Consider the following 5,581-nt stretch of genomic DNA (forward strand, 5'->3'; position numbering starts at 1 on the left):
GCTTCCCCCTCTCAACCTTCGGTGGAGGGGGACGGCACCGTCGCTGCGGGGCGGCCCTTGCTCGGTGCCCCTGAGCGGGGCCCCGCCAGTTTCGAGGAATTTGCCTTGCCGCCGGACGCCATCATGGCGTGCCGGCGGCACTTATTTGGAAAGACACAATGCAACGCATTCTTCAACGTGGCGAGATCGAGGCCATTGACCAGATCAATTTCCCGCGCGTGCGCCTGCCGGAGATCGGCAGCCTGTTTGCCGAGCGCGCCGCGCGCCTGCGCCAGCTGGCCCAGGACAACCCCATCGCCGACTACATAGAGTTCATCGCCCAGATCGTCGACGCGCAGCACCAGGCCCTGGCCGACCTGCCCGCCCCCGAGCTGCCGACTGCCGCCATGGCGCTGGCCCAGCAGCACTCCATGCCCTTGCTGCCCGCGGCCGACCACCTGGATCCGGCCTGGCAGCAGGTGCTCGACCGCATGCTCGCGACCATGGGCAGCGCCCAGGGCCTGCCCGCACCGCTGCAGCCGCTGATCGCCTCGCTGCGCGAAATGCCTGCCGCGGAGCGGGAAGCGATTGCCCAGCGCCTGCTGCAAAAGGAAGTAGCCGCCCGCGACGTGGGCATGGCCCCGTTCGTGATGGCGGCGCTGCAAGTGGTCTTCGCCCAGCGCGCGGCCCACATCAGCGTCGGCGATGTGCCTTACACCGAACCGGCGACGATCTGTCCGGTCTGCGCCAGCGAGCCGGTCGCCAGCGTGCTGCGCATAGGCGGCAAGGCCAACGGCCACCGCTACCTGCACTGCGGCACCTGCTGCAGCGAGTGGCATATGGTGCGCGTCAAGTGCTCGCACTGCGAGTCGACCAAGGGTATCAAGTACCAGGGCATTGAAGGCGGTGGCGACATCGTGACGGCCGAAACCTGCGACGAATGCGGCAGCTATCGCAAGGTGGTCAACCAGGAAAAGGACCCGCTGGCCGAACCCCTGGCCGACGACCTGGCTTCGCTGATGCTGGACCTCCTGATGAGCGAAACCCGCTTCAAGCGCGCCAGCACCAACCCGCTGCTGTATGTGGCGTTTGCCGAAGAACAGGCCGAAGGCGACCAGGCCCTCGTCGACCCCGCGGCAGAATGAGTTGAAAATAGCCGGATGAGAACCGACCCCTTGGACATGGCCGCTGGCTCGGCCGCACCGGGCGCGTCAGCCCGCCCCTGGCCCCAGTTGCCGGCCGTCGACAAGCTGCTGAACAGCGCAGCCCTGGCGCCGGCACTGGAGCGCTACGGCCGCCAGGCCTGCACCCAGGCCGTGCGCGATGCACTGGACGCGCTGCGCGATCAGTTGCGCGCGGGCCTGCCGCTGGCGCCCGGCGCGACCGACATGCAGGCCGTCGCGGAGGCCGCCCAGGCGCGCCTGGCGACGCGCTTCGCGCCGCGCCTGCAGGCCGTGTTCAACCTCACCGGCACCGTGCTGCACACCAATCTGGGCCGGGCCCTGTTGCCCCAGGAGGCCGTGGACGCGGTGGTCCAGGCCCTGCTGAGCCCCGCCAATCTGGAATACGACCTGGCCACGGGCGGGCGCGGCGACCGCGACGACCTGGTCGAGTCGCTGATCTGCGAACTCACGGGCGCCGAAGCCGCCACCGTGGTCAACAACAATGCCGCGGCCGTGCTGCTGACGCTGGGCACGCTGGCCGAAGGCCGGGAAGTGATCGTCTCGCGCGGCGAGCTGGTCGAGATCGGCGGCGCGTTTCGCATTCCCGACATCATGGCGCGTGCCGGCGCGCGACTGGTCGAAGTCGGCACCACCAACCGCACCCATGCGCGCGACTATGCCGAGGCCGTGTCGGGCGACACCGGCCTGCTGATGAAAGTGCATTGCAGCAACTACGAAGTCACGGGCTTCACCAAGAGCGTCAGCGACCGCGAAGTCGCCGACATCGCCCATGGACGCGATCTGCCCATGGTGGTCGACCTGGGCAGCGGCACGCTGGTCGACATGCGCCAGTGGGGCCTGCCCTATGAAGTGACGGTGCGCGAAACCATTGCGTCCGGCGCCGACCTCGTGACCTTCAGCGGCGACAAGCTGCTGGGCGGCCCCCAGGCTGGCTTGATCGTCGGCCGCAAGGACTTGATCGCGCGCATCAAGAAAAACCCGCTCAAGCGCGCCATGCGCGTGGGCAAGCTCACCCTGGCCGCGCTCGAACCCGTGCTGCGCCTGTACCTGCACCCCGAACAACTGGCGCAGCGCCTGACCACGCTGCGCCTGTTCACGCGGCCCGCCGCCGACATGCTGGCCCAGGCCGAAACGCTGGCCCCCGCTTTGCAGGCGACCCTGGGCCCGACCTATGTGGTCGAGACCGCGGCCATGGCCAGCCAGATCGGCAGCGGCGCCCTGCCCGTGGAGTCCCTGCCCAGCCATGGGCTGCGCATCCACCCGGCCTCGGGCCGCCAGGCCGGCCGCCAGCTGCTGCAGCTCGAAGCCGCGCTGCGCGCCCTGCCCCGCCCGGTGATAGGCCGCATCCAGACCGATGCCCTGTGGCTGGACCTGCGCTGCCTCGAAGCCGATCAGCAGCCGCTGTTTGCCGAACAACTGCCCTTGCTGGCCTCGCAGCTTCATTCATGATCATCGGTACCGCAGGCCACATCGACCACGGCAAGACCACGCTGGTGCGCGCCCTCACGGGCGTGGACACCGACCGCCTCAAGGAAGAGAAGGCGCGCGGCATTTCCATCGCGCTGGGCTATGCCTATGCGCCGCTGCCCAACGGCGACGTGCTGGGCATCATCGACGTGCCGGGCCACGAGAAATTCGTCCACACCATGGCCGCGGGCGCGGTGGGCATAGACCACGCCTTGCTGGTGGTCGCGGCCGACGACGGCGTCATGCCGCAGACGCGCGAACACCTGGACATCCTGCAACTGCTGGGCGTGGCCCAGGCCAGCATTGCGCTGACCAAGGTCGACCGCGCCAGCCCCGCGCAGATCGCGCAAGTGCGCGCGCAGCTCATCGAGCTGCTCGCGCCCACGCCTTTCGCCGGCGCCGCGGTCTTTGAAACCGCCGCCAGCAACACCGATGACCCGGGTGTCGCCGCACTGCGCCGCCACCTCGAAACCCTGGCCCAGCAGATGCCGGCCCGGCCGCGCAACGGCCTGTTCCGCCTGGCCGTGGACCGCAGCTTCAGCCTGCCCGGCCAGGGCACGGTGGTCACGGGCACGGTCTTCGGCGGCGCCGTCGCCACCGGTGACAACCTGCAGCACTCTGGCACCGGCCAGAGCCTGCGGGTGCGCAGCATCCACGCCCAGAACCAGGCCAGCGACAGCGGCGTGGCCGGCCAGCGCGTGGCGCTCAATCTCGCCGGCCTGGCCAAGGACGACATACAGCGCGGCGACTGGATCGCCGACGGCGCGCTGCTGCAAGCCACCGACCGCATCGACGTGCAGCTGCAACTGCTGGACAGCGCGCCCGAAATCCGCCAGTGGACGCCCGTGCACCTGCACCTGGGCACGGCCCACCGCACGGCCCACGTGGCCCTGCTCGAAGGTGAACGCATAGAGCCCGGCAGCCGCGTGCGCGCCCAGCTGGTGCTCGACGCCCCGGTCTTCTGCCTGCCCGGCGACCGGCTGATCCTGCGCAACGCCCAGGCCAGCCGCACGATCGCCGGCGGCACGGTGACCGACCCCTATGCCCCCGCGCGCAAGCGCCGCAGCCCCGAGCGCCAGGCCTGTCTGCAGGCCCTGGAAAGCCTGGCGGCCACGGGCGATGCCAGCGCCATCATCACCCAGTCGCCCCACGGCCTGCCGCTGTCCCAGCTCGTGCGCCTGTCGGGCCGGCGCTGGGAGGCCCAGGACCTGCCCGCCGACTGCCTGCAATTGCCGCTGAGCGGCAGCGATGCCCTGCTGCTGTCGCAAGCACGCTGGCAGCAACTGCGCGACCAGATACTGGCCACGCTCACGCAGTTCCACAGCAAAAGCGCCGACGAACCCGGCCTCAACGCCGCGCGCCTGCGCCGCATGGCCTGGCCCGGCCTGGTGCAGACCACGCACGACGCGCTGTGGCGCGGCCTGGTCGACGGCTTGCTGCAAGACCACAGCCTGGCAGCTAGCGGCGCCTGGCTGCACCTGCCAGGCCACACGGTGGAGCTGAGCCCGCAGGAGCAGACCCTGGCCGAACGCCTTGTGCCGCTGCTCGACGAAGGCCGTTACGACCCGCCCTGGGTGCGCGACCTCGCGGGGACGGCCACGGAAGACAGCGTGCGCCAGCTGCTGCGCAAGCTCACACGGCGCGGCCAGGTCTTCCAGGTGGTCAAGGACTTGTTCTACAGCGCCGCCCGCATGCAGGAGCTGGCCGCGCTGGTGCAGACCATCGCCGCCACCGATGCGCGCGGCGAAGTCGAGGCCCGCGCCTTTCGCGATGCCACGGGACTGGGCCGCAAGCGGGCGATTCAAATCCTGGAGTTCTTCGATCGCGTGGGCTATACGCGCCGCCTGCGCGACGCCCACCTGCTGCGGCCCGACGCCCACTGGCAAGGCACCAACCCGCCGTTACAATAACCGTGCTTGCCGGCGCCACCCAAGGCGACGGGCACGATGGAAGGCATGCACACCCGGTGGTGTGGCCGGGCTTCAAACCCGGTGAGGGGCGTCAGTCGCTCCTGGGTTGGTTCGACTCCAGCTGCTTTCCGCCATTGCGCCCCGCTGAATCACCAACTGAAGCTCGCTCCTGCGCGTGCACTCGCTGTCGGCTTTCCCGATGTCGTCGTGGCCACGCCCAGCGACAGCACCGCCCGACGGGTATCGGTGTTCGCCAGTAGCCGGTTGAAGCTGAAACCCAGCGCTGCCTGGCCGTTGTAGGTTGCAACGCCACCCGTCACGGCGTTCCTGGACTGGGGTGCAAACGAAACAGGTTGGCTCAAAGCCAAGGCCATGGCGACGCCACCCGACAACTTCTTTTCCACGGCATCGATTTTCTGGTCGAGCCGCTGCACGCTGTCTTGGACGTTGCCCAAGCGCGCGTCCAGGGGCGCCACGGCGGCATCCACCACGCCACGCATCTGCGCCACATTGACCGCATCCGTCGGCGCCATGCCCGCGGCCACACCGGACACGACCACAGGCCCGCCAGTCTGCACATTCGCAAAGCTTGCACCGCTGTCATCCAGCTTCAGAGTGGTCGAATGCGTACCACCCGAAAGCACCACACGGTCTGACTCCACGAGCAGGCCATGGGTATTCCCCAGACGATTGGTCAGGGTCATGGACACCTGGCTGGCGGGAGCCACGCCCATCGCCATCTTCAGACTGTGATGGGCTCCCATCGCCACATACTCACCCACCGCATCCTGCGCAATGGTCGATGACTGGGCAATAGTCGTCCCATCCGCAGCCTCCAGCTTGACAATGCCGCGCTCGCCTTGGGGGCCTTGCGGGCCATCGTTGCCGGCAACGCCTTGCGGACCCTGGGCACCTGTCAGACCTCGCGGGCCCTCGTCACCCTTCTGGCCATGGGCCCCCGTCAAACCTTGCGGGCCCTGGGCGCCCGTCAAGCCTTGATCGCCCTTCTGGCCTTGGGCACCGGTCAGGCCCTGGGGACCC

At 69.2% G+C, this 5,581-nt stretch carries 3 protein-coding genes, 1 tRNA gene and 1 pseudogene; 4 read left to right on the plus strand and 1 reads right to left on the minus strand.

Annotated features, from left to right (window positions below; translation table 11 throughout):
• Positions 1-158 precede the first annotated feature (158 nt).
• The 4 genes from fdhE to N0K08_RS23140 all read left to right on the plus strand — a co-directional run bounded on the left by fdhE (position 159) and on the right by N0K08_RS23140 (position 4,674).
• The gene (gene fdhE, locus N0K08_RS23125; protein WP_261502792.1) at positions 159-1,124 is read left to right on the plus strand and encodes a formate dehydrogenase accessory protein FdhE; all 966 of its coding nucleotides are present in this window, start codon (positions 159-161) and stop codon (positions 1,122-1,124) included.
• 36 nt (positions 1,125-1,160) lie between these two features.
• Positions 1,161-2,612 carry an L-seryl-tRNA(Sec) selenium transferase gene (gene selA, locus N0K08_RS23130; RefSeq protein WP_261502796.1) on the plus strand — a complete coding sequence of 484 codons (1,452 nt, stop codon included), beginning with the start codon at positions 1,161-1,163 and terminating at the stop codon, positions 2,610-2,612.
• Positions 2,609-4,540 carry a selenocysteine-specific translation elongation factor gene (gene selB / locus N0K08_RS23135; RefSeq protein ID WP_261502793.1) on the plus strand — a complete coding sequence of 644 codons (1,932 nt, stop codon included), beginning with the start codon at positions 2,609-2,611 and terminating at the stop codon, positions 4,538-4,540. The genes selA and selB overlap by 4 nt, the downstream gene beginning before the upstream one ends.
• Before the next feature lie 38 nt (positions 4,541-4,578).
• A tRNA-Sec gene (locus N0K08_RS23140) sits at positions 4,579-4,674 on the plus strand.
• A gap of 15 nt (positions 4,675-4,689) precedes the next feature.
• Here N0K08_RS23140 and N0K08_RS23145 read toward each other — a convergent pair.
• Positions 4,690-5,581 (minus strand): annotated as a pseudogene (locus tag N0K08_RS23145) (hypothetical protein); the annotation flags it as partial.

The sequence above is a fragment of the Acidovorax bellezanensis genome, from assembly GCF_025421555.1.
GTDB lineage: Bacteria > Pseudomonadota > Gammaproteobacteria > Burkholderiales > Burkholderiaceae_C > Comamonas > Comamonas bellezanensis.